Source organism: Halomonas nitroreducens, assembly GCF_003966155.1.
GTDB lineage: Bacteria > Pseudomonadota > Gammaproteobacteria > Pseudomonadales > Halomonadaceae > Halomonas > Halomonas nitroreducens.
The window spans coordinates 161,234-182,530 of record NZ_RXNS01000007.1; the positions used below are offsets into that span (position 1 = coordinate 161,234).

Consider the following 21,297-nt stretch of genomic DNA (forward strand, 5'->3'; position numbering starts at 1 on the left):
CGATGCCTGTTGATCCCCGAGACCTTGATGCCCTGGACCGTCGCCTGATCGACTACTACCAGCGTCGCCTGCCGGTCTGCACCCGGCCCTTTGCCCGCATGGCCGAGCGCCTGGGCACTTCCGAGGCGGAGGTGATTGCCCGCCTTGAACGGCTGTTGGCGCTCGGCGTGGTGAGCCGGGTGGGACCGGTCTTCGACCACGCCCGGGCCGGCGCCAGCCTGCTGGCCGCGGTGGCCGTGCCGGAAGACGAACGGGATGCCTGCGCCGCGATCATCAACCGGGCGCCTGGCGTGAACCACAACTATGCCAGGAATCATGCCTACAACCTGTGGTTCGTGATGACGGCGCCGGATGCGGCCAGCCTGGCGAGTCGCCTGGACCGCCTGGAGGCCGAGTTGGGCCATCCGCTGCTGCGCCTGCCGATGCTGGAGGGCTATCACATCGACCTGGCGTTTCCGATTCCCTGGGCCGAACTGGAGGCGAGATGAGTTCCATCACGACCCCCCCTCCCGCGCCGCAGGCCGCCGCCAAGGCGGACGAGGCGCAGCGCCGCCTGCGCGAGCGGCTCGAGTGGGGGCTGCCCCTGTCGCCGCGCCCCTGGCAGGTCCTGGCCGAGCAGTGCGGCCTGACCGAAGGCGAGGTTCTCGCCTGTGTCCACCGCTGGCAGGCCACGGGACTGATCAAGCGACAGGGCCTGGTGGTGCGTCACCGGCCGCTGGGCATTGGGGCCAACGCCATGGTGGTCTGGGACGTCCCCGATGCCCGGGTCGCCGAGGTGGGCCGCCGTCTGGCCCGTGAGGTGGCGGTGACCCTGTGCTACCGGCGACCGCGATGCCTCCCGGACTGGCCCTACAATCTCTTCTGCATGCTGCATGGTATCCGTCGCGAGCGGGTCCTCGCCCAGCTCGCGGCCATCGTCGAGCGCCAGGGGCTCGCGGACCTCGAGCATCGCGTGCTGTTCAGCGAGCAGGCCTATCGTCAGTGTGGCGGCCGTTATGCCGCGGAGCCGTCGCCATGAGCCCCGCGGAGCTGGACGCCCCCGACCGCCGCCTGATCAACCGCCTGCAGGAAGGGTTGCCGCTCACGGCGCGCCCCTATGCCGTGGTGGCCGCGCAGCTGGGCATTTCCGAGGGCGAGCTGCTCTACCGTCTCGAACGCCTCCGCGAGGCCGGGGTGCTGAGCCGGTTCGGGCCCATGTACCACGCCGAGCGCCTGGGCGGCGGGCTGACCCTGGCGGCCCTGGCAGTGCCGGAGCCAGACTTCGAGCGGGTCGCCGAGGCGGTCAACGCCTTTCCCGAGGTGGCCCACAACTATCGCCGCGAGCACGCCCTCAACATGTGGTTCGTGCTGGCCACCGAGGCCCCGGAGCGTATCGCCGAGGTGATCGAGGCCATCGAGGCGGCCACCGGCCTGCCGGTCTTCAACATGCCCAAGGAGGAGGAGTTCCATGTTCGACTCCATCTCCCCGTCTGAGGGACGTTCGCGCGATGCCGAGCGGCCTGCCGCGACGCCGGAGGGGCTCCTGGACGTGCGGGACCGGGCCATCGTGCTGGCCACCCAGGCCGGACTGCCGCTGGTTCCCGATCCCTGGGGGGCGGTGGGCCGGATGACAGGGATGAGCGGCGACGAGGTACTGGCCAGGATGCAGGCCATGGCGGCGCGCGGGGTAATCCGCCGAGTCGCCGCCGTGCCCAACCACTATCGCCTGGGCTACGTGGCCAACGGCATGACCGTGTGGGACGTTGACGACGCCGAGATCGACCGGCTGGGCCGCGAGATCGCCGCCATCGAGGGGGTCAGTCACTGCTACCGCCGCCCCCGTCACCGTCCCCACTGGCCCTTCAACCTCTTCGCCATGCTCCACGGGCGCAGCCGGGAGGAGGTGGAGCGCCAGGCCGAGGTGCTGCGCGCCCGTCTCGGCGAGGCCTGCCGGGAGCACCGCATCCTCTACAGCTCGCGCATCCTCAAGAAGACCGGGCTGCGCCTGGGGCCCGGTGGCGCGGGGAGCGATACCCCGCAGCGCCGCTGAGACGCCCGTCGAGGAGAGACACCATGTTCAGAGTCACCCGCTACATCAAGACCCTGCTCGCGCCGGCCCCCGTGCTGCCGCGTCGCCAGCCGCCCGGGCCGGTGGTGATCTGGAACCTGATCCGACGTTGCAACCTGACCTGCAAGCACTGCTACACGACCTCGGCGGACATCGACTTTGCCGGCGAGCTGTCCAGTGCCGAGGCCCATGCCGTGCTGGAGGACCTGCACCGCTTCCGGGTACCGGCGCTGATCCTTTCCGGCGGCGAGCCGCTGATGCGCCCCGACATCTTCGAGCTCTCCCATCGGGCCCGCGAGCTCGGCCTCTATACCGGCCTCTCCACCAACGGCACGCTGATCACCGAGGCCAACATCGACGCGATTGCCGACGTCGGCTACGACTACGTGGGGATCAGCATCGATGGCCTGGAGGCGACCCATGACGCCATTCGCCAGCGTCGGGGCGCCTTCCGGGAGTCCTTGCACGCGGTGAAGCTGTGCAAGGAGCGTGGCATCAAGGTGGGCCTGCGCTTCACCCTGACCCGGGAGAACCATGCCCAGCTTGATGACATCCTGGCTCTGCTCGCCGAGCACGACGTCGACAAGTTCTATCTGTCCCACCTCAACTATGGCGGGCGCGGCCGCCGCCACAGCAAGCAGGATGCCTGGTACCGGATGACCCGGGACGCCATGACGCGGCTGTTCGACCACTGCCGGGACGAGCTCGAGCGCGGCGTCGAGCGCGAGTACGTCACGGGCAACAACGACGCCGACGGTCCCTTCCTGCTGCGCTGGGCCGAACACCACTTCCCCGACCAGGCACCGGCCCTGCGCCAGCGGCTCGTGGCCTGGGGTGGCAATGCCTCCGGTGAACACATTGCCAATATCGACAACCTGGGCAATGTCCACCCGGACACCTTCTGGTGGGACCACGACCTGGGCAACGTCCGCGAGACGCCCTTCTCCGAGATCTGGCGCCATACCCGCGACCCGCTGATGCAGGGCTTCCGTCAGCGCCCGCGGCCCGTGAAGGGGCGCTGCGGCGCCTGCCGTTACCTGGCCATCTGCAACGGCAATACCCGGGTGCGGGCCTGGAAGGTCACCGGCGATCCCTGGGAGGAGGATCCAGGCTGCTACCTGACCAACGACGAGATCGGCGTCGAGGAAGCGGGCGAGCGCCGCATTGCCGCCCCCCATGAGGCCATCCAGGCCGTCGAAATCCAGTAAGGCTGACGAGGAACTCCGCCATGCCGACACGTCGCGTTTCCTATGAGCTGGCCGAGGCGCCTCTGGCCCCCGGTGAGGTGGCCATCGTCGGGGCCGGGCCCGGCGACCCGGGCCTGCTGACCCTGCGGGCCCTGTCGCTGCTCGAGCAGGCCGACTGCCTGGTCTTCGACCGCCTGGTCTCGAGGGACGTGCTGGCCCTGGCCAACCCCAGGGCGCGGCGCTTCTACGTGGGCAAGGCCTCACGCTGCCATGCCCTGACCCAGGACGAGACCAATGCCCTGTTGGTGCGGCTGGCGGGCGAGGGGCAGCGGGTGGTGCGGCTCAAGGGGGGCGATCCCTTCATCTTCGGGCGCGGTGGCGAGGAGGGTGAGGTCTTGATCGCTCACGACATCCCCTTCCGGGTGGTGCCGGGCATCACCTCCGCCCAGGGCTGTGCCGCTTACGGCGGTTTCCCGCTTACCCATCGGGATCACGCCCAGAGCGTCACCTTCGTCACCGGCCACGCCAAGGGCGACGGCGAGCTCGTCCTGGACTGGGGAGCCCTGGCCGCGGCCCACCATACGGCGGTGTTCTACATGGGCCTGGCCAATGCCGAGACGATCAGCCGGCAGCTGCAGGGCCATGGCCTGCCGGCGAGCCACCCTGTGGCCCTGGTCGAGCGCGGCACCACGCCCCAGCAGCGTCGGGTGATCACCTGCCTGGCCGAACTGGTCGAGACCATTGCCCGTGAGGGGCTCAAGCCGCCCACCCTGATCGTGGTGGGCGAGGTGGTGCGCCTGGCCGACAGCCTGGCCCAGCCGGCACCGAAGGCGGCGAGCTTCGCGGAGGGCGAGACGCTGGCCCTGGTCGGGGAGCGGATGGCCCTGTGATGCGAATTGCCTTGCACAAGACCTGCCTGTCGACGCTGGTCGCTGTGGTGCTGCTGGCGGTCATCGCCCCGGCGGACGCCGAGCAGGCCGAGGCGCTCTATCAGGCCGAGTGTGCCGCCTGTCACGGAGAGACCCGCCTGGGCGGCATCGGCCCGGCCCTGCTGCCGGGCAATCTCTCGCGCCTGACGCCGGAGGCGGCCGAGGCGGTGATCCGTCACGGCCGACCGGCCAGCCAGATGCCGGCCTTCGGCGAGACCCTCGACGACGCGGCGATCGCCACCCTGGCCGAGTGGATCTACCGTCCCCCGGTGGTCGAGCCACGCTGGACCCAGCAGGATATCCTGGCAAGCCAGGTCGTGGCCCACCCCGACGGCAGCCTGCCCGATGTGCCGCTTTTCGATGCCGATCCGCTCAATCTGTTCATCGTGGTGGAGACGGGCGACCACCATGCCAGCCTGCTCGATGGCGACACCTTCGAGCGGATCCACCGTTTCGAGACTCGCTACGCCCTGCACGGTGGGCCCAAGTACACGCCCGACGGGCGCCATGTCTTCTTCGGCTCCCGGGACGGCTGGATCACCAAGTACGACATCTACAACATGGAGGTGGTGGCCGAGGTGCGCGCCGGCATCAACATGCGCAACATCGCCGTCTCCGCCGACGGCCGCTACGTGATGGCCGCCAACTACCTGCCCCACAGTCTGGTGCTCTTCGACGCCCACAACCTCGACCTGATGAAGGTCTATCCGGTGGTGGGCGAGGACGGCGAGAGCTCCCGGGTCAGCGCCGTCTATGCCGCGCCGCCCCGGGGAAGCTTCATCGCCGCGCTCAAGGACCTCGAGGAGGTATGGGAGATCCCCTGGCCGCTGCCCACCGAGCCGGTGGTCTCCACCGGCCATATGGCCACGCCGCTCGAGAAGCGACGCGGCCACGATACCCCCAACTTCCAGGTACGGCGCATCCCGGTGCCTGACTACCTGGACGACTTCTTCTTCGACCTCGAATATGACCACGTCATCGGCGCCTCGCGGGGCGGCCAGGGCGGCATGGTGGTGAACCTGGACAGCGGCGAGAAGGTGGCCGACCTGCCCCTGGAGGGCATGCCCCACCTGGGCTCGGGCATCACCTGGGAACACGAGGGGCGCCGCGTGATGGCGACCCCCCACCTCACTCGAGCGGCGGTCTCTATCATCGACATGACCGACTGGACGGTGATCAAGACCCTCGAGACCGATGGCCCCGGCTTCTTCATGCGCAGCCATGCCAACTCCCCCTACGTCTGGGTGGACGTCTTCTTCGGCCCCAACCGCGACCGGGTCCACATCATCGACAAGGCGAGCCTGGAGATCGTCGAGACGCTGATCCCCGCGCCCGGCAAGACCGCCGCCCATGTGGAATTCGACCGCTATGGCGAGAAGCTGCTGCTGAGTGTCTGGGAGGAGGAGGGCGCGGTGATTGTCTATGACGGCGATACCCTGGAGGAGGAGCAGCGCATTCCCATGAGCAAGCCCTCCGGCAAGTACAACGTCTGGAACAAGACCCGCTATGAGGAAGGCACCAGCCACTGATGGCCGGGGCGTCGTCTCGGGCCTCGAGGTCGGTCATGACCCGGCGGGCCCGGGCTGGGACGCGTCACGCGAGGCGACTACGCTTCAAGTCAGGGGCGGCGAGCAGCGCCCCGTTCGACGCTGAGAGCCCGGGGGAGGCAGGCCTTGGATATCGAGACGGTCTTCGATGCGAGCTATGCCCGGGTGCTGGAGCGCCAGGTCGACGGCAAGGGCTTCTTCGAGGCCTTCTACGAGCGCTTCGTCGCCGCCTCGCCGGAGGTGGCGACGAAGTTCCGACACACTGACATGCATCGCCAGCAGGCCATGCTCAAGAAATCCTTCTACCACCTGCTGACCTTCTATGCCTCCAGCCATGCCGACTATTACCTGGACAAGGTGGCCATCAGCCACAACCGCCGGCATCTCGACATCCAGCCATCGCTCTACGACCTCTGGCTGGAGACGATGGTGGCGACCCTGCGCGACTTCGACCCGGCGTTCAGCGACGCGGTGGAACTGGCCTGGCGCCTGGTGATGACCCCGGGGATCGTCTACATGAAGTTCCACTACGAGCGGGACACGCCGGTCGGCGAGGACGATAGCGCCTGAGCGCGCCCGACCGCCTGGCAGGGCCATGGGCGTGGCATAAAGAAGCATGCTTGATGCCTGTCATGGTTTTTCCGACCCCGGCGAGCGCACAATGGCGATATCCAAGTGTTTCAGTCGGGTATTCGTCATGACAGCCTCTTCCTTCTCGCCGGCGCGCCTGCCCCTGGCCCGCCTCGCCTTCCGTCCTTTCTTCCTGCTGGCCGCGCTGTTCGGGGTGGTCGCCCTGGTGGTCTGGCTGGCCTTCTGGCATGGCGACGTGCTGCTCAGACCCCAGGGTGGGCTGCTCTGGTGGCACCAGCACGAGATGCTGTTCGGCTTCGCCGCCGCCGTGGTGGCGGGCTTCTTGCTCACCGCCGTGCAGAACTGGACCGGCTTGCCGAGCCTGCGCGGCTGGCCCCTGCTGGCCCTGGCGGCGCTGTGGCTGGCCGGGCGGGTGCTGCTGGCCGTTCCGCTGGGGCTGCCGCCGCTGTTGCCGGCGCTGGTGGACCTGGCCTTCCTGGTGGTGGTGGCGGCCGTCATGGCGCGACTGGTGATCGCCGCTCGGCGCTGGCGCAACCTGGTCTTCCTGCCTGCCCTCGGGCTGCTGGTCCTGGCCAACCTGGCGATGCATCTCGGGGTCCTGCAGGGGGATGCCGCGCTGATCCGCCAAGGGGCCTACCTGGCGGTGCTGTTGATCACCGCCCTGATGGTGGTGATCGGCGGCCGGGTGATTCCGATGTTCACCGCCAATCGCCTGGGACGTCCCCGGCCGGCGCCGTTGCCCTGGCTGGAGCGGCTGACCCTGGGCAGCATGGCGGCACTGGTGCTGGCCCAGCTGGCCGCCGTGCTGGGCCTGGTCCTGCCCGGCGCGGGGCTCGCCGGGTTGACGGGGCTCGCGGCAGTGGCCAATACCCTGCGACTGGCCCGTTGGGATGGACTCCACACCCGCCGCGAGCCGCTGCTCTGGGGCCTGCATGCCAGCTACGCCTTCCTCTGCCTGGGGCTGGCCATGTGGGCCCTGGCGGCGCTGGGTGCCTTCCGCGTCGAGTTGGCCGTGCATGCGCTGACCATCGGCGGCATGGGCACCATGATGCTGGCGATGATGGCACGGGTCTCGCTGGGCCACACCGGTCGCTCCATCCGCAGCCTGCCGGGCATCGGCGTGGCCCTGGGGCTGCTGATCGCCGCCGCCGTCCTGCGCTCGCCGGTGCTGGCGGTATATCCCGGCATCAGCCACTGGACCTACAATCTGGGCATTATCTTCTGGTGCCTGGCCTACGCGATCTTTCTGCTCCACTACACGCTGCCGCTGAGCACCGCCCGGCTGGACGGCAAGGACGGCTGATTCCCATGGAGCACTATGCCCTGATCAAGCACCTGCACATGAGCGCCGCGGCCCTGAGCCTGGGACTCTTCCTGGTGCGGGCCTGGTGGTCGGTACGCGCCTCGCCGAACCTTGCCCGGCGCTGGGTGCGGGTGCTACCTCACCTGGTCGATAGCGCGCTGCTGGGGCTCGGGGTCTGGCTGATGGTGGCCCTCTCGCTGTGGCCCCATCAGCAGCCCTGGCTGGCCGCCAAGCTGCTCGCCCTGCTGGCGTATATCGGCCTCGGCACGCTGGCCATCAAGCGCGGCCGGACACCGGCGGTGCGCGGCGTGGCGGCACTGGCCGCCCTGGCCGTGTTCGCCTTCATGGTGGGCGCGGCGGTCCAGCACAGCCCGTTGTCCTGGCTGGCCTGAGCCGGGCCCTCCTATACTGACTCCGCCATTTCCCGATAGAAGGACGATGTCATGTCGAGACAGGAACTTCCCGCCGGCGCCGGCCTGGTGGCCGAGCAGTACCCCGAGGTCTGGGACGCCTTCACGGCGCTGGGCAAGGCCTGTGCCGAGAGTGGCCCCCTGGACGCGCGCACCCGTCGCCTGGTCAAGCTGGCCCTGGCCGTGGGTGCCGGCTCGGAGGGCGCCGTGCACTCCCATGTGCGGCGGGCGCTGGAAGAGGGCGAGTCCGCCGCGGCTCTCGAGCAGGTGGCCATGCTGGCCGTTCCCACCCTGGGCCTGCCCGGCGGCGTGGCCGCCCTGACCTGGATCCAGGACATCACCAGCGACCGCTGAGGGCCCTACCGATGGCTGGCGGCTTCCGGAAGCCACCATGAACTCTCCTGGTGACAGGAATTGATCGGTGTCATGGTTCGGCGGGCCAAGGAGCTGCTAGGATTAACATGTATTATATATGCATCTTAGTGACGCTGTGATGATGATGGCGTCGCCATTCGAGCGAGGGGGGAAGTCCATGGCCGAAGGTCTCACCAAGTCGGCGGCCCGCAACATCTTCTATGGCGGGTCGCTGTTCTTCTTTCTGCTGTTCGCCGCGCTGACGGCCCACAGCCACTGGTACATGGTCACCGATTCCACCGACAGTGCCGGGCTTACCGAATCGGTGGTCCATGGCAAGGAGGTGTGGGAGGAGAACATGTGCATCAACTGCCACAGCATCATGGGCGAGGGCGCCTATTTCGCCCCCGAGCTGGGCAACGTCTGGACGCGTTACGGCGGCCGGGAGAACCCCGAGGCGGCTCGCGCTGGCCTCATTGCCTGGATGAAGGCCCAGCCGCTTGGCGCGCCGGGTCGGCGGCAGATGCCGCAGTTCGACCTCAGTGACGAGGAGCTCAGCGCCCTGATCGACTTCCTGGAGTGGACCGACGGCATCGACGCTCAGGACTGGCCACCACATCCCGCCGGCTAAGCCGCCAGCGCTTCGGATGACGCAAGGAGACCCATAGCGATGAAATACGAGACCCAGAGGGTGGCCCTGCCCTTCTTCATGGTGGCCATGGCGCTGTTCGCGCTGCAGATCGTGTTCGGCCTGCTGGCCGCCACCGTCTATGCCTGGCCCAACTTCATGGCCGAGCTGATGCCCTTCAACATCATGCGCGTCAGCCATACCAACCTGCTGATCGTCTGGCTGCTGCTCGGCTTCATGGGCAGCACCTACTACCTTATGCCGGAAGAGGCCGAACAGGAGATCCACAGCCCCGGGCTGGCCTACCTGCAGCTGGCCATCTTCGCCTTCGCCGGCGCCGCGGCCATCGTCGGCTACCAGTTCGGGATCCACGAGGGCCGCGAGTTCCTCGAGCAGCCGTTCTGGGTCAAGGTGCTGATCACCATCTCCTTTTTGATGTTCCTCTTCAACACCAGCATGACCCTGGCCAAGGGCCGCAAGACCGCCATCAACCTGGTGCTGATGCTGGGCCTGTGGCTGGCCGCGGTGTTCTGGCTGTTCGCCTTCTACAATCCGACCAACCTGGCCGTGGACAAGCTCTACTGGTGGTGGGTCGTGCACCTCTGGGTCGAGGGCGTCTGGGAGCTGATCATGGCCTCGCTGCTGGGCTACCTGCTGATCAAGATGACCGGCGTCGATCGCGAGGTGATCGAGAAGTGGCTCTATGTCATCGTCGGCCTGTCACTGTTCTCCGGCCTGCTGGGCACCGGGCACCACTACTACTGGATCGGCGCGCCGAGCTACTGGCAGCCCATCGGCAGCATCTTCTCCACCCTGGAGGTGATTCCCTTCTTCGCCATGGTGGTGTTCGCCTTCACCATGTTCTGGAAGGGCAGTCGCAACCATCCCAACAAGGCCGCCATGCTGTGGGCCCTGGGCTGCCCGACCATCGCCTTCTTCGGCGCCGGCGTGTGGGGCTTCATGCACACCCTGTCGTGGATCAACTACTATAGCCACGGCACCCAGGTCACCGCCGCCCATGGCCACCTGGCCTTCTACGGGGCCTACGTGATGCTGATCCTCGGCATCATCACCTTCGCCATGCCGCAGTTGCGTCGCGTCCAGCCCTACAACCAGGTGCTGAACATGTGGGGCTTCTGGATCATGACCTCGGCGATGTGCTTCATGACCTTCACCCTGACCTTCGCCGGGGTGGTGCAGACCCACCTGCAGCGAGTGCTGGGCATGAACTACATGGAGGTGCAGGACCAGCTCGGCCTCTTCTACATGATGCGCCTGGGCGCCGGTATCGCGGTGGCCGTCGGGGCGATCATGCTGATCTACGCCTTCTTCGGCCCGGCTCGCGAGCAGGTGCCGGCCGGTGGCACCCAGCTGACCGCAGGCCCCGAGCACACCTGACCACCCGAGGGCCCCGTGGGGGCCCTCGTCCGTTCACCCAGACGGGAGTGACCCCCATGCCGCTTTCCTCCGTGGCCGCCAACGCCGGCGAGCAGGAGATTCCCTACTACCAGAGTGTCGGCAACGAGTGCACCATGTTCGAGCAGGCGTTCCAGCAGCGCCTGCCCATGCTGCTCAAGGGGCCGACCGGCTGCGGCAAGACCCGCTTCGTCAGCCACATGGCGGCGAAACTCGGCAAGCCGCTGTTCACCGTCTCCTGCCACGACGACCTGACCGCCGCCGACCTCACGGGCCGCTACCTGCTGCAGGGCGGCGAGACCCGCTGGGTCGACGGCCCGCTGACCCGTGCGGTGCGCGAGGGTGGCATCTGCTACCTCGACGAGGTGGTGGAGGCCCGCAAGGACGTCAGCGTGGTGCTGCATCCGTTGACCGACGATCGACGCCTGCTGCCGCTGGAGCGCACCGGCGAGCTGCTCGAGGCGCCGGACGATTTCATGCTGGTGGTCTCCTACAACCCCGGCTACCAGCACATCCTCAAGTCTCTCAAGCCCAGCACCCGCCAACGCTTCGTGGCGATGTCCTTCGACTTCCCGCCGCCGGCGGTGGAGCGCGAGATCGTCGCCCGGGAGAGCGGCCTGGCTGCCGAGCGCTGCGCGGCCCTGGTCAACCTGGCGGCCAGCCTGCGCGCCATGAAGGGGCAGGACCTGGAGGAGGGCGTCTCCACCCGGCTGCTGGTCTACTGCGCGACCCTGATCCGTGCCGGCATGCCGATCCTCGATGCCGCCCGGGCCACCCTGGTGGAACCGCTCTCGGATGACGCGGACGTCCAGGAGGGACTGATGGAAGCCATTCAGGCCACGTTTGGCTAAGAAGAGGCCGATTGCGTGCCGCCGGGGCAGGTCGAAGAGGAGGTCATTTGCCAGGGATGGCAAATGTAGCGCCCAGGGAAGGGTTTACAGCGCCTCCTCGTAGCCCTGCGCCCGGTAAGCGTTACGTCAATCCATCTCGACACGTTCATCAGGAGGCTATGGATGCTGGACTTTCTTGAGGTCGAGGAGACCGTCGGCCGTTTCTGGCACCGCTGGGCCTCCGGCGCGGCGAGCTATCCGGACCACCCCGAGGCGGCGGTGACCCTCGAGAGCCTGCGCCCCATGCTCGGCGTCTTCTTCCGCGCCGGTGGCGGTGAGGCGGGAGTCGAGGTGGCCGCCATCGCCCGGCGCGCCTCGGCGCACCGGCTGAGCCTGCGCCAGCGGCTGGGGCTCGACGAGGAGGACCTCGACCAGGCCCGGCGTGACGAGGAGCACCTGCTGCTGCCGCCGCGCCTGGCGCTCTTCCCCGAGGCGTCCCTCAACCGCGACCTCTATCTCTGGCTCACAGCCTTCCTGGCCGAGGCCCGGCCGGTGGCACTTGCCGCGGACCCGCTGCAGGCCGATCTGCAGCGCCTGCGCGAGGCGCGCCGTACCGCGCGGGCGGCGCTGGCGCGCTTCCCGGGGCTGACGGATCGCTACGTGCGGCTGGGTGGCGAGCTGCTGGCGATCCGCCCGCGGCGCCGGCGGCTGCCGCCCCGCGAGGCGGATCTGGAGGCCGCCCTGCGCGCAGAGCTGGGCGCGCCCGACCCCGAGGGGGAGTGGGCCCAGGCCATGCAGCGGGCGATCCGCGAGGAACGCTTCCCCCTGGGCGACTTCCAGGCACCGCGCGGCTACCGGCCGATGCTGCCGGTCCCGCTGTGGGGCCAGGCCATCACCCTGGGCACCCGCGACGGGGCCCGCGAGGCCACGCTGGACGACGACGAGGAGCTGGCCAGCGCCGGCGCCTCCCCCGAGGACGACCAGGGCAAGCGCAAGGCCGACCGCCGCGAGCAGGACCAGGCCGACCGCGACGACCCGCTGATCCTCAATGCCTCGGAGAAGATGCTCTCCTGGGCGGAGATGGTGAACCTCAACCGCCACGTGGAAGACGAGGAAGAGGAGGAGGCCAGGCAGGCCGCCGACCAGATCGACGAGATCGTGCTGACGCCCAACCGCAAGAAGGCGGCCTCCCGGCTCAAGCTCGACCTCGACCTGGCGCCGGACGAGGCCTCCGGCGGCCGGCTGACGGGGCGCCATACCTACCCCGAGTGGAACCATCGCCGCCAGGCCTACCTGCCCGACCACTGCGTGGTGCTCAGCGACGTGCAGAGCGAGGAGGGGGAGGACTGGACGCCCGACGAGAGCACCCGTCGACGCATCCGCCGGGTGCGCCGTGAATTCGAGGCGCTGCGCCCGCGCCGCGAGCTGCTGCGCGGCCAGCTGGACGGCAGCGAGCTGGACATGGATGCGGTGATCCGCTCCCGCTGCGACCTGGCCGCCACGGGGGAGGCCAGCGACCGGCTCTACCTGGACAGCCGCACCCAGGCCCGTGACCTGGCGGTCTCGATCCTGGTGGACGTCTCGCTTTCCACCGAGGCCTGGCTGGAGGATCGTCGCGTGCTGGACGTGGCCAAGGAGGCGCTGCTGGTGCTGGGCCACGGACTGGCGGGCTGCGGCGACGACTATGCCATCCACAGCTTCACCTCCCAGCGGCGCCACAAGGTGTGGGTCAATACCCTCAAGGACTTCGATGAACCCATGGGTGATCGTGTCTCGCGGCGCATCGCCGCCCTCAAGCCGGGCTCCTACACCCGCATGGGGCCGGCGATTCGCCATCTGGCCGGCCAGCTGGCCGAACGGCCCAACCGGCATCGGCTGCTGCTGCTGTTGACCGACGGCAAGCCCAACGACAACGACTACTACGAGGGCCGCTACGGTATCGAGGACACCCGCAAGGCGGTGCTCGAGGCACGCCGCCAGGAGGTGCGGGTATTCGGGGTGACCATCGACCGCGAGGCGGGGCGCTACATCCCCCACCTGTTCGGCCGCGGTGGCTATGCCATCGTTCAGCGTCCCGAGCACCTCTCCCTGGCGTTACCGGGGATCTACCGCCAGATCATTGCCACCTGAGGAGGTCTGCCATGGCACCCAACGCTCGACTCCTGCTCGCCGTGGCGATCTGGCTGATCGCCGCCACGGGGGTGGTGCTGCCGCTCGTATGGCTGATCAACACCCGCGACTGGGGGGTGGTCCTGATGCTGGTCGTGCCCTTCGCGGTCTACGGGCTGCTGCGTCTGGGGCGGGCCCTGGAGGGCTGGGCCAGGGCCACGCCGCCACCCTCGAGCCACTGAGGCACCTGGCCGGTGTCAGCTCAGCCGCGCGGCCAGGTAGCCGCCGGCGATCAGCGCCAGCGTCAGCACCACCAATCCCACGAAGGCTCCCCGCCAGGCCGGGGTGGCAACGCGCAGGTTGAGATAGACCATCAGCAGCCGCTGGACCTTATAGCCGGTGGCGGCGACCACCAGGCCCGCCGACCACAGCGGCAGCGCTTGCCAGCTGTTCTGGTCCAGGCGCGCCGAGACCATCGAGAGCAGCGTCAGGGCCATCAGCGTGGCCCAGGTCGCGAGCAGTCGGCGGGTGCCGGGCAGTGCGGTCATGGTCACCTCAACAGATAGAGCAGCGGATAGAGCAGGATCCAGATCAGGTCGACCATGTGCCAGAAGGCCGCGGCGGTCTCCACATTCTCGGTGGAGGTGCGCCAGCTCACCAGCGCCAGCAGCGCCAGGCCGAACAGCACATGGGCGAAGTGGAAGGCAGTGAGCCCGTAGTAGAAGCCGAAGAAGGCGTTGGTCTCCGGGGTGATCCCGGCGGCGAACTTGCCGGCATATTCCACCCCCTTGATCACGCCGAACAGCACGCCCAGCGCCATGGAGGCGCCCAGCCACTGGCGGGCACGGCGAATTTGCGCATGGTTCACCGCCTCCACCGCCAGGGCCACGCAGAGCCCGCTGGTCAGCAGTACCAGGGTGTTGAGGCCGCCCATCAGCGGGTCGAGCTGGCGCTGTGAGACGTCGAAGAGTGCCGTCGCGGTGACCCGCTCCGCGGCATAGAGCGCGAAGAAGGCGCTGAAGACCAGCATCTCGCTGAGGATCAGCACCCACATCAGCGGGTTGCCGGGCAGCGTGGACAGCGGGCCCCATCCCGGGTTCGGCACGCGCCGGAGGGATGCGTATGGCGTGGTCATGCTCACCCCGCGAGGGTCACGGCGGCCCCGCCGAAGGCCAGGCTCGCCGGATTGGCAATGGGCCGGTTGGCCAGCAGCCGATGCAGGCCCACGCCGCAGCGCCCGACCATCCAGACCAGGCAGGCGGTGAAGAACAGGTAGCCGAACGCCCAGGAGGTCGCGGCGGGTAGCTGGAGCCAGCCCAGCAGCTGCCAGATGCCGAGGCCCAGGCCACCGCCTGCGAGGCCCAGCCAGAAGGTGCGGATCTGGAAGCGCAGATGGCTGTCCAGCCATCCGGCCACCCGTCCCCGGCGCAGGTGGGCGATGGTCACGCCGATCGGGGCGGTGATCACGGCCATGACGCTGCCCAGGAACAGACCATAGACGATCAGCGCGGTGCCGCGGCCGGGTTCCTTGACGAGGGGCTCGGCGATCTCGGGGGGGGTGAGGGACATGGCGCACCTCCGGCAGCTGGCAGTGAAGATGTATTCATAATACTACTATATGTCGGCAACGCGAGCCCTTCCCTGGCCTGGATCAAGTTCGGGCGGGCTTGAACGGCGAATGCCGCCCGAAGGCGGCATTCGTGGCGTGGTGCGGGTCGATCAGGCCTCGGTCCCCGGGCTCGGGCGAGCCGAAGGTGCGGCAGGCGCGGCCCGCTTTTCCTGGCGGGGAGGGCGGCTTCCCACATCCTGGATCTCGGGCAGGTAACGGTAGCGCTCTTCGCTGAGCTCCGGCACCCGACGGCGCTCCATGCGGCGGATGGCGCCGTGCATCCAGACCAGCGAGACGGCCACCAGCACGAAGAGCACCATGTAGGAGCTGGTCCAGACCCCGGTAAGGTCGAGCACGGCGCCGAAGACGATCGGCAGGAAGAACCCGCCCAGGCCGCCGATCATGCCGACCAGGCCGCCCACCGAGCCGACGTTCTCCGGATAGTAGACCGGGATGTGCTTGTAGACCGCGGCCTTGCCCAGGGACATGAAGAAGCCCAGCAGCACGGTCAGCACCACCACGCCCCACAGTGGCATGGCCAGGGAGAAGGCGATCTGGCCCTCCTTGCCCTCCACCACGTAGTGGGTCTCGGGATAGGCGAGCAGGAACAGGCAGACCAGCGAGGCGATAAAGGTCAGATACATGATCGCTCGGGCGCCGTAGCGGTCGGACATCCAGCCGCCGAGGGCGCGGAAGACGCTGGCCGGCAGGGTGTAGAGGGCGGCCAGCGAGCCGGCCACGGCGATGCTGACGTCATAGGCGCCCACGTAGTAGCGCGGCAGGTAGGAGGCCAGGGCGACGAAGGCGCCGAAGACGAAGAAGTAGTAGAGGGCGAAGCGCCACACCTGCAGGTGCTTGAGCGGCTCCAGCTGGGCCTTGGCAGAAGTGGCCTTGGCGCCCTCTCCACGGCGGGCCCGGGTCAGCGGGTCCTCCGAGGCGAACACCCAGAAGCCCACGGCCACCACGGCCAGCACGATGGCGTAGACCACGGCGGTCTGCTCCCAGCCCAGGGCCAGCAGCAGGAAGGGAGCGGCGAAGTTGGTCACCGCCGCCCCGGCGTTGCCGGCGCCGAAGATGCCCAGCGCCGTGCCCTGCTTCTCCTTCTCGAACCAGTAGGAGGTGTAGGCGATGCCGACGATGAAGGAGCCGCCGGCCAGGCCCACCCCGAGGGCGGCGACCAGGAACATCGCGTAGGACTCGACATAGGACAGCAGGAAGACACAGGCCGCGGTGACCAGCATCAGCACGCTGAACACCCGGTGGCCGCCGAACTGTTCGGTCCAGATGCCGAGAAAGATGCGGCTGATCGAGCCGGTGAGGATCGGCGTGGCGACCAGGATGCCGAACTGGGTCTCGTTGAGGCCCAGGTCCTGCTTGATCTTGATGCCGATGATGGAAAAGATCGTCCACACCGCGAAACAGGTGGTGAACGCCAGGGTGCTGAGCGTCAGTGCCCGGTACTGTTGTGGCCGGGTCACGCCCTCGAGATGTTTCATGTCGAGCCTCCTTCGGCGATGCATGAATGGTCGCCTTCCAGACTGGCAGTTGGGGGGCGGACGATATTGATGTGCATCAAGTTCGCCTGGCCGCTACCCCTTGATAGCCGGGACCTATCCCCTTGGAGGTAGGCGCGGCTAGCCCCTTCGCTGTCGGCGAAGACGACAACCGGGCCCGTCCCGGGGCCCGGTCGCCATGACAGATGAAGCGGTCCTGCCTGCCGGGCGTCAGGGGTTCTTCACGTAGGCGTTGCCGCGCAGGTAGAACCACCAGTTGACCACCAGGCAGAGGGCATAGAAGACGGCGAAGCCGTACATGGCCATCTCCGGGGTGCCGGCCTTGATCTGCTCGCCCATCACGCGCGGGGCGATGAAGGCGCCGTAGGCGGCCACGGCCGAGGTCCAGCCGAGCACCGGGCCCTTCTGCTGCAGGTCGAAGATGAAGCCGATGCTGCGGAAGGTGGAGCCGTTGCCGATGCCGCTGGCGGCGAACAGCACGATGAACAGCACAAGGAACATCCAGAAGTACTGGTTGGGGTCGGTCGCGTTGTAGGCCAGCATCATCACGTAACCCACGGCGGCGGATGCCAGGACCATCACCACGGAGATGGCCTGGGTGACGATGGCGCCCCCCACCTTGTCGGAGATCCAGCCGCCCACCGGGCGGATCAGGGCGCCGACGAAGGGGCCCATCCAGGCCCAGGTCAGGGCGCTGGGAGCGTCGGGATTGGCCACGCGAGTGATGGTGCCGTCGGCGGCCACCTCCATCATGTTGCCGAAGATCACGCTGATGGAGAGCGGCAGGGCCGCGGAGAAGCCGATGAAGGAGCCGAAGGTGGCGATGTAGAGCACCGTCATCGCCCAGGTGTGCTTGTTGGAGAAGATCGCGAACTGCTTCTGGATATTCGGCTTGATGTCGCCGGGAATCAGGCGCAGCAGGCCCAGGGTCAGGGCGATGGTCAGCGGCAGGGCCAGCCACATGTTCAGCCAGCTCAGGGCAGCCACGCCGATCACCGCGGTGATCAGGCCCACGCCGTAGAGGCCGAGGATCTTGCCGAAGGCCTGCACGGGAGACCCGGGGTGGGGCGTGATCGCGCGAATATTGTTCATGCCGAACCAGCCGGCGAAGGCCAGCGGGATCAGGAAGACCAGCCAGATCAGCCCGGCGTTCTGGATCCAGGTATCGGTGCCCGCCCCGATGCGGCCGATCAGGGTGCCGCTGGCCTTCTGCAGCTCCATCGGCTCGCCGCCCAGCGCGCCGAAGACGCCGACGGTCATCACCAGCGGGATCAGGATCTGCATGGTGGTGACGCCGAAGTTGCCGAGGCCCGCGTTCATGCCCAGGGCGTAGCCCTGCTGCTTCTTCGGGTAGAAGGTCGATATGTTGCTCATCGAGTTGGCGAAGTTGCCCCCGCCGATCCCCGAGAGCAGCGCCAGGGCCTGGAAGACCCAGAAGGGCGTTCCCGGGTTCATCAGGGCGATGCCGGTGCCGAGCGCCGGCAGCATCAGCAGGGCGGTGGTCAGGAAGATGGTGTTGCGCCCGCCGGCGATGCGGATCATGAACGACGCCGGGATGCGCAGGGTGGCCCCGGACAGGCCGGCGATGGCGGTCAGGGTGAACAACTGGTCCACCGTGAAGGGAAAGCCCAGGTTGCGCATCTGGGTGGTGATCATGCCCCACATCAGCCAGACGGCGAAGCCCATCAGCAGGCTGGGAATGGAGATCCACAGGTTGCGGTTGGCGATCCGGCGGCCGGTGGACTGCCAGAACGTCGGATCCTCGACGTCCCAGTGTTCGATATCGGCGTTGCGCCGCCCGCGGGGAGGCAGCGGCTTCTGGCCGGCCTCCCAGTGGCTGGAATCGGCACTCTGTCTGGTCATGGTCTATCCCCCTTGCGGTCTCTCGATGGAGCCCCGTCGCGCGATGGCGGTTGACCGGCATCAAGCCTGGGGCTTTGCGGTGCAAGATACGCCTGGGGGAAAAGCAGGGAAACGGGCCGAAAAAGCCAGGAAAACAGCGGGATACCCCTTGGGGGGTAGGGGGGTAGGCCGGGCATTGGCCAGCAATATCAGGGGCTTAGCCACGCCGCCCTGCGGACGCACGCGCGGGCAGGAGCGGCGAGATTATTTGGAGGTATCCACAGAGAACCCCGTCCGACTACTTGTCCACACCCTCCTGCACGGCCCACACCGCGGCCTCCACCCGGGAACGCAGGTTGAGCTTCTTGAGCAGGTGCTTGACGTGGACCTTCACCGTGCCCTCGGTGATGTCGAGCTTGCGGGCGATCAGCTTGTTGGACAGGCCCGCGGCCAGCTCGCGGAGGATCTCCCGCTCGCGCTGGGTCAAGCTTTGGATATCCGGCGTGGCCGGCTGGTTTCGCTGGCTGCGCAGGGCCTCGGCCAGCAGGGCGGTGAGGCTCTCGCTGATCACCATGCGGCCGAGTGCCGCCTGGCGCAGCTGGCGCACCATGTCGTCCGGGTCCATGTCCTTGAGCAGGTAGCCGTCGGCACCGGCGCGCAGGGCGGCGACCACATCCTCCTCGTGGTCGGAGACCGTGAACATCACGATACGCCCGGCGAAGCCGTCCTGACGCAGCCGCTTGAGGGTCTCGATGCCGTCCATCCCCGGCATGTTGAGGTCCAGCAGGATCAGGTCCGGATCCAGCTCGCCGGCGAGGCGAACGCCTTCCTCCGGCTCGCCGGTCTCGCCGGCGAGCTCCAGGTCGTCCTCCAGCTCGAGCAGCTGGGTCACCCCCCGTCGCAGTAGCGGGTGGTCGTCGATGATCAGCAGAGTGGCGGTGTCTTGGGCGTTCCGGGTCATCCTGCGGGGTCCCTGTTCGCTGGTTGAAGGCTGACGGGTTGCTCGGCGGGCTGCTGGGCGATCAGTCGTGCCGTCTGCGGGGTAAACGTGATGGCCACGAGGGTACCGCCGCCGTCGCGATTGCGCACCTCGAACTCGCCGCCCAGGGTCTCGGCCCGGTCACGCATGATCACCAGGCCATAGTGCATGGGGGGGGAGCTGTCGTCTTCCAGGCCGATGCCGTCATCCTCGATCATCATCCACAGGCGAGCCTGGGCGAAGTGGACCGTCACCGACGCCCAGTGGGCCCGGGCATGCTTGTGCACATTGGCCAGGGCCTCGCGTGCCACCTGCAGGACATGAATCTCTTCGTTGGGGTTGAGCAGGTGGGGCGGTACATCGAAGTACAGCTCCACCGGGAAGCCCAGGCGTTCGCCGAATTCCAGGGTGGTCTGGCGCAGGGCGCTCTGCAACCCCGGGCCGTCGAGGCGCAGGCGGAAGGTGGTGAGCAGTTCGCGCAGCTGGCGGTAGGCGCTGTCCAGCCCGGTGCGCAACTCGTCGAACACCGGCGCCTGGGTCTCCCGCGGCACCTCCTTGGCCTGCATGCGCTCGAGGCGAGCGACCTGCATCTTCAGGTAGGACAGCGACTGGGCGAGGGAGTCATGGAGTTCCCGGGCGATGATGGTGCGCTCGTTCATCAGCGTCACCTGCTGCTCTTCCTCGATGCGCCGTTGCAGGTAGACCGCCGTGGCCAGCTGGTCGGTGAGGGCATAGAGCAGCCGACGGGTACTGTCGGTGATCGGCGCTTCGGTGGGGTACCAGACTTCCAGGGTGCCGAGCAGGGTCTCGCCGACGCTCACCGGCAGCAGCAGGCACTCGGCATCGCCACTCTCGGAGAGCTCCAGGGGCTGGGGATCGATCAGGCAGGCGTGGCAGTCGTGGTCGCGGCAATAGGTCGGCCGGCTCCGCGAGTGGGTCGCCAGGATCGGCACCTCGCGCTGGTCGAAGGGGTCGTGCAGCGACAGGCCGATGGGGCCGATGCCGAGCAGGTCTTCCAGGCGGCGGAGCATCGGGGCGGCACTGGCACACAGGTCGTTGCCCCCGCCATAGAGGGCTCGGCTGCCGTCGTGGAGGATCTGCATGGCCGCATTGCTGCGGGCCAGCTCCTGCTTCTTGCGCGACACGCGTTCCTCGAGCTCCGCATAGCTGGCGCCGAGCTCCGAGGCCATGGTGTCCAGGGTGCGGCCGAGCAGGGCCAGTTCGTCGCTGCCGGCCAGCCGGGTGCGATAGCCGAAGTTGCGGCGTCCGGCCTCCCTGGCCAGCACCACCAGCTGGTGCAGGGGGCGGACCAGGTTGTAGCGGATGTCGTAGAGGGCGATGGCCACCACCACTGCCGTCAGCACCAGGAACAGGATCTGCAGGGCGCTGAGCAGCTGGATCTTGGCCTCGCTGTTCTGCTCGAGCAGGGTCACCAGGCGGTCGATCTCCTCCACCAGGCCCTCGAGCTCGCGGTTCAGCTGGGCGATCGCCACGGTCTGCCCGTCCACCGCCGTGGCGACCCGCGGGGCCAGCTGGTCCTGCCAGTGCGTCTTCAGTCGCCGGTACTGGGCCTGCAGCTCGTGGTCATCGGCGCCGGGCAAGGCGTCGGTCAGTTCCGGGCTGTCCAGTCGCTCGGCGAAGCGGCCGGCGATGGATTCGACCTGAGTGCGTCGCTCGGGGGCCGGGGCGCGGTCGAAGCGCTGCAAGGCGGCCACCAGCTGGTAGGAGTTCATGCGCAGCGAGCCGGCCAGGTTGATGGCGGCGGCGTCTCCCTGGCTGCTGCCGGCCACACTCATGGTCACCGCGATGCTGACCAGCGCCATGGCACTGATCGCCAGCAGCGAGGCGATGATGCGGGCCACCAGGGAGCGTTGCAGCAGTTTCATCGGGGTCTCCGGGGACGCCAGGGGAGTGGTGTGCTGAATGCCACTATACCCTAGTAGGTAGGTGTCTCTCTCTCAAAGGCGTACCTCCCATGCCCTTTTGACGCTGACTCGGGGGC

23 protein-coding genes are annotated in these 21,297 nt (G+C 68.1%); 16 read left to right on the plus strand and 7 right to left on the minus strand.

The window, feature by feature from the left end; all coding sequences use genetic code 11:
- The first annotated feature begins 2 nt into the window (after window positions 1-2).
- The 16 genes from EKG36_RS09220 (at window position 3) to EKG36_RS09295 (ending at window position 13,593) form a co-directional block, all read left to right on the plus strand.
- A complete protein-coding gene (locus EKG36_RS09220; protein WP_126483321.1) occupies window positions 3-488 on the plus strand; it encodes an AsnC family transcriptional regulator in 486 nt (161 codons plus the stop codon).
- Window positions 485-1,018, plus strand: coding sequence for a siroheme decarboxylase subunit beta (ahbB, locus tag EKG36_RS09225; RefSeq protein ID WP_185827523.1), 534 nt, complete (start codon window positions 485-487; stop codon window positions 1,016-1,018). The genes EKG36_RS09220 and ahbB (EKG36_RS09225) overlap by 4 nt, the downstream gene beginning before the upstream one ends.
- Window positions 1,015-1,473 (plus strand): Lrp/AsnC family transcriptional regulator, encoded by a 459-nt coding sequence (locus EKG36_RS09230; RefSeq protein WP_126483323.1) that lies wholly within the window; start codon window positions 1,015-1,017, stop codon window positions 1,471-1,473. Before ahbB (EKG36_RS09225) ends, EKG36_RS09230 begins: the two co-directional genes overlap by 4 nt.
- Entirely contained in the window at window positions 1,448-2,029 is a 582-nt protein-coding gene (gene ahbB, locus EKG36_RS09235; protein WP_185827524.1) for a siroheme decarboxylase subunit beta, read from the plus strand. The genes EKG36_RS09230 and ahbB (EKG36_RS09235) overlap by 26 nt, the downstream gene beginning before the upstream one ends.
- A 23-nt stretch (window positions 2,030-2,052) precedes the next feature.
- Entirely contained in the window at window positions 2,053-3,255 is a 1,203-nt protein-coding gene (nirJ, locus tag EKG36_RS09240; RefSeq protein WP_126483325.1) for a heme d1 biosynthesis radical SAM protein NirJ, read from the plus strand.
- A gap of 20 nt (window positions 3,256-3,275) precedes the next feature.
- A complete protein-coding gene (gene cobA, locus EKG36_RS09245) occupies window positions 3,276-4,124 on the plus strand; it encodes a uroporphyrinogen-III C-methyltransferase (protein WP_126483327.1) in 849 nt (282 codons plus the stop codon).
- On the plus strand, window positions 4,124-5,692 hold the full coding sequence (locus tag EKG36_RS09250) for a nitrite reductase (protein WP_126483329.1): 1,569 nt from the start codon (window positions 4,124-4,126) through the stop codon (window positions 5,690-5,692). Before cobA ends, EKG36_RS09250 begins: the two co-directional genes overlap by 1 nt.
- A gap of 144 nt (window positions 5,693-5,836) precedes the next feature.
- Window positions 5,837-6,280, plus strand: a complete 444-nt coding sequence (locus EKG36_RS09255; protein ID WP_126483331.1) for a globin — start codon at window positions 5,837-5,839, stop codon at window positions 6,278-6,280.
- A 127-nt stretch (window positions 6,281-6,407) separates the two neighbouring features.
- Window positions 6,408-7,604: an NnrS family protein gene (locus EKG36_RS09260; RefSeq protein WP_126483333.1), complete on the plus strand. Its 1,197-nt coding sequence runs from the start codon at window positions 6,408-6,410 to the stop codon at window positions 7,602-7,604.
- A 5-nt stretch (window positions 7,605-7,609) separates the two neighbouring features.
- A complete protein-coding gene (locus EKG36_RS09265) occupies window positions 7,610-7,996 on the plus strand; it encodes a SirB2 family protein (RefSeq protein WP_126483335.1) in 387 nt (128 codons plus the stop codon).
- A 51-nt stretch (window positions 7,997-8,047) separates the two neighbouring features.
- A complete protein-coding gene (locus EKG36_RS09270) occupies window positions 8,048-8,368 on the plus strand; it encodes a carboxymuconolactone decarboxylase family protein (protein WP_126483337.1) in 321 nt (106 codons plus the stop codon).
- Window positions 8,369-8,546: 178 nt separating this feature from the next.
- Window positions 8,547-8,999: a c-type cytochrome gene (locus EKG36_RS09275; protein WP_126483339.1), complete on the plus strand. Its 453-nt coding sequence runs from the start codon at window positions 8,547-8,549 to the stop codon at window positions 8,997-8,999.
- 39 nt (window positions 9,000-9,038) lie between these two features.
- Window positions 9,039-10,394, plus strand: a complete 1,356-nt coding sequence (locus tag EKG36_RS09280) for a cbb3-type cytochrome c oxidase subunit I (RefSeq protein WP_126483341.1) — start codon at window positions 9,039-9,041, stop codon at window positions 10,392-10,394.
- A 56-nt stretch (window positions 10,395-10,450) separates the two neighbouring features.
- Complete coding sequence (locus EKG36_RS09285; protein WP_126483343.1) at window positions 10,451-11,263, plus strand: CbbQ/NirQ/NorQ/GpvN family protein; 813 nt, start codon at window positions 10,451-10,453, stop codon at window positions 11,261-11,263.
- 162 nt (window positions 11,264-11,425) lie between these two features.
- Window positions 11,426-13,372 (plus strand): nitric oxide reductase activation protein NorD, encoded by a 1,947-nt coding sequence (locus EKG36_RS20910; protein ID WP_126483345.1) that lies wholly within the window; start codon window positions 11,426-11,428, stop codon window positions 13,370-13,372.
- Between the two features lie 11 nt (window positions 13,373-13,383).
- Window positions 13,384-13,593 (plus strand): hypothetical protein, encoded by a 210-nt coding sequence (locus EKG36_RS09295; RefSeq protein ID WP_126483347.1) that lies wholly within the window; start codon window positions 13,384-13,386, stop codon window positions 13,591-13,593.
- Window positions 13,594-13,608: 15 nt separating this feature from the next.
- Here the strand turns inward: EKG36_RS09295 and EKG36_RS09300 are convergent, their stop codons facing one another.
- From EKG36_RS09300 to EKG36_RS09330, 7 genes are all read right to left on the minus strand, one after another.
- Window positions 13,609-13,899 (minus strand): hypothetical protein, encoded by a 291-nt coding sequence (locus EKG36_RS09300; RefSeq protein WP_126483349.1) that lies wholly within the window; start codon window positions 13,897-13,899, stop codon window positions 13,609-13,611.
- A gap of 2 nt (window positions 13,900-13,901) precedes the next feature.
- On the minus strand, window positions 13,902-14,486 hold the full coding sequence (locus tag EKG36_RS09305; RefSeq protein ID WP_126483351.1) for a cytochrome c oxidase subunit 3 family protein: 585 nt from the start codon (window positions 14,484-14,486) through the stop codon (window positions 13,902-13,904).
- Between the two features lie 2 nt (window positions 14,487-14,488).
- Window positions 14,489-14,920 (minus strand): DUF4870 family protein, encoded by a 432-nt coding sequence (locus EKG36_RS09310; protein ID WP_126483353.1) that lies wholly within the window; start codon window positions 14,918-14,920, stop codon window positions 14,489-14,491.
- A gap of 150 nt (window positions 14,921-15,070) precedes the next feature.
- Window positions 15,071-16,456, minus strand: coding sequence for an MFS transporter (locus tag EKG36_RS09315; protein ID WP_126483355.1), 1,386 nt, complete (start codon window positions 16,454-16,456; stop codon window positions 15,071-15,073).
- A gap of 228 nt (window positions 16,457-16,684) precedes the next feature.
- Window positions 16,685-18,337, minus strand: a complete 1,653-nt coding sequence (locus EKG36_RS09320; protein ID WP_126483357.1) for an MFS transporter — start codon at window positions 18,335-18,337, stop codon at window positions 16,685-16,687.
- 277 nt (window positions 18,338-18,614) lie between these two features.
- Window positions 18,615-19,277: a two-component system response regulator NarL gene (gene narL / locus EKG36_RS09325; protein ID WP_126483359.1), complete on the minus strand. Its 663-nt coding sequence runs from the start codon at window positions 19,275-19,277 to the stop codon at window positions 18,615-18,617.
- Window positions 19,274-21,181, minus strand: coding sequence for a type IV pili methyl-accepting chemotaxis transducer N-terminal domain-containing protein (locus tag EKG36_RS09330; protein ID WP_126483361.1), 1,908 nt, complete (start codon window positions 21,179-21,181; stop codon window positions 19,274-19,276). Before EKG36_RS09330 ends, narL begins: the two co-directional genes overlap by 4 nt.
- Between the last annotated feature and the right edge of the window lie 116 nt (window positions 21,182-21,297).

Bases quoted from the DNA above. Each gene is read 5' to 3' on its own strand.
- EKG36_RS09220 (WP_126483321.1), top strand. From the start codon at position 3: ATGCCTGTTGATCCCCGAGACCTTGATGCCCTGGACCGTCGCCTGATC.
- ahbB (WP_185827523.1), top strand. From the start codon at position 485: ATGAGTTCCATCACGACCCCCCCTCCCGCGCCGCAGGCCGCCGCCAAG.
- EKG36_RS09230 (WP_126483323.1), top strand. From the start codon at position 1,015: ATGAGCCCCGCGGAGCTGGACGCCCCCGACCGCCGCCTGATCAACCGC.
- ahbB (WP_185827524.1), top strand. From the start codon at position 1,448: ATGTTCGACTCCATCTCCCCGTCTGAGGGACGTTCGCGCGATGCCGAG.
- nirJ (WP_126483325.1), top strand. From the start codon at position 2,053: ATGTTCAGAGTCACCCGCTACATCAAGACCCTGCTCGCGCCGGCCCCC.
- cobA (WP_126483327.1), top strand. From the start codon at position 3,276: ATGCCGACACGTCGCGTTTCCTATGAGCTGGCCGAGGCGCCTCTGGCC.
- EKG36_RS09250 (WP_126483329.1), top strand. From the start codon at position 4,124: ATGCGAATTGCCTTGCACAAGACCTGCCTGTCGACGCTGGTCGCTGTG.
- EKG36_RS09260 (WP_126483333.1), top strand. From the start codon at position 6,408: ATGACAGCCTCTTCCTTCTCGCCGGCGCGCCTGCCCCTGGCCCGCCTC.
- EKG36_RS09265 (WP_126483335.1), top strand. From the start codon at position 7,610: ATGGAGCACTATGCCCTGATCAAGCACCTGCACATGAGCGCCGCGGCC.
- EKG36_RS09270 (WP_126483337.1), top strand. From the start codon at position 8,048: ATGTCGAGACAGGAACTTCCCGCCGGCGCCGGCCTGGTGGCCGAGCAG.
- EKG36_RS09275 (WP_126483339.1), top strand. From the start codon at position 8,547: ATGGCCGAAGGTCTCACCAAGTCGGCGGCCCGCAACATCTTCTATGGC.
- EKG36_RS09280 (WP_126483341.1), top strand. From the start codon at position 9,039: ATGAAATACGAGACCCAGAGGGTGGCCCTGCCCTTCTTCATGGTGGCC.
- EKG36_RS09285 (WP_126483343.1), top strand. From the start codon at position 10,451: ATGCCGCTTTCCTCCGTGGCCGCCAACGCCGGCGAGCAGGAGATTCCC.
- EKG36_RS20910 (WP_126483345.1), top strand. From the start codon at position 11,426: ATGCTGGACTTTCTTGAGGTCGAGGAGACCGTCGGCCGTTTCTGGCAC.
- EKG36_RS09295 (WP_126483347.1), top strand. From the start codon at position 13,384: ATGGCACCCAACGCTCGACTCCTGCTCGCCGTGGCGATCTGGCTGATC.
- EKG36_RS09300 (WP_126483349.1), bottom strand. From the start codon at position 13,899: ATGACCGCACTGCCCGGCACCCGCCGACTGCTCGCGACCTGGGCCACG.
- EKG36_RS09305 (WP_126483351.1), bottom strand. From the start codon at position 14,486: ATGACCACGCCATACGCATCCCTCCGGCGCGTGCCGAACCCGGGATGG.
- EKG36_RS09310 (WP_126483353.1), bottom strand. From the start codon at position 14,920: ATGTCCCTCACCCCCCCCGAGATCGCCGAGCCCCTCGTCAAGGAACCC.
- EKG36_RS09315 (WP_126483355.1), bottom strand. From the start codon at position 16,456: ATGAAACATCTCGAGGGCGTGACCCGGCCACAACAGTACCGGGCACTG.
- EKG36_RS09320 (WP_126483357.1), bottom strand. From the start codon at position 18,337: ATGACCAGACAGAGTGCCGATTCCAGCCACTGGGAGGCCGGCCAGAAG.
- narL (WP_126483359.1), bottom strand. From the start codon at position 19,277: ATGACCCGGAACGCCCAAGACACCGCCACTCTGCTGATCATCGACGAC.
- EKG36_RS09330 (WP_126483361.1), bottom strand. From the start codon at position 21,181: ATGAAACTGCTGCAACGCTCCCTGGTGGCCCGCATCATCGCCTCGCTG.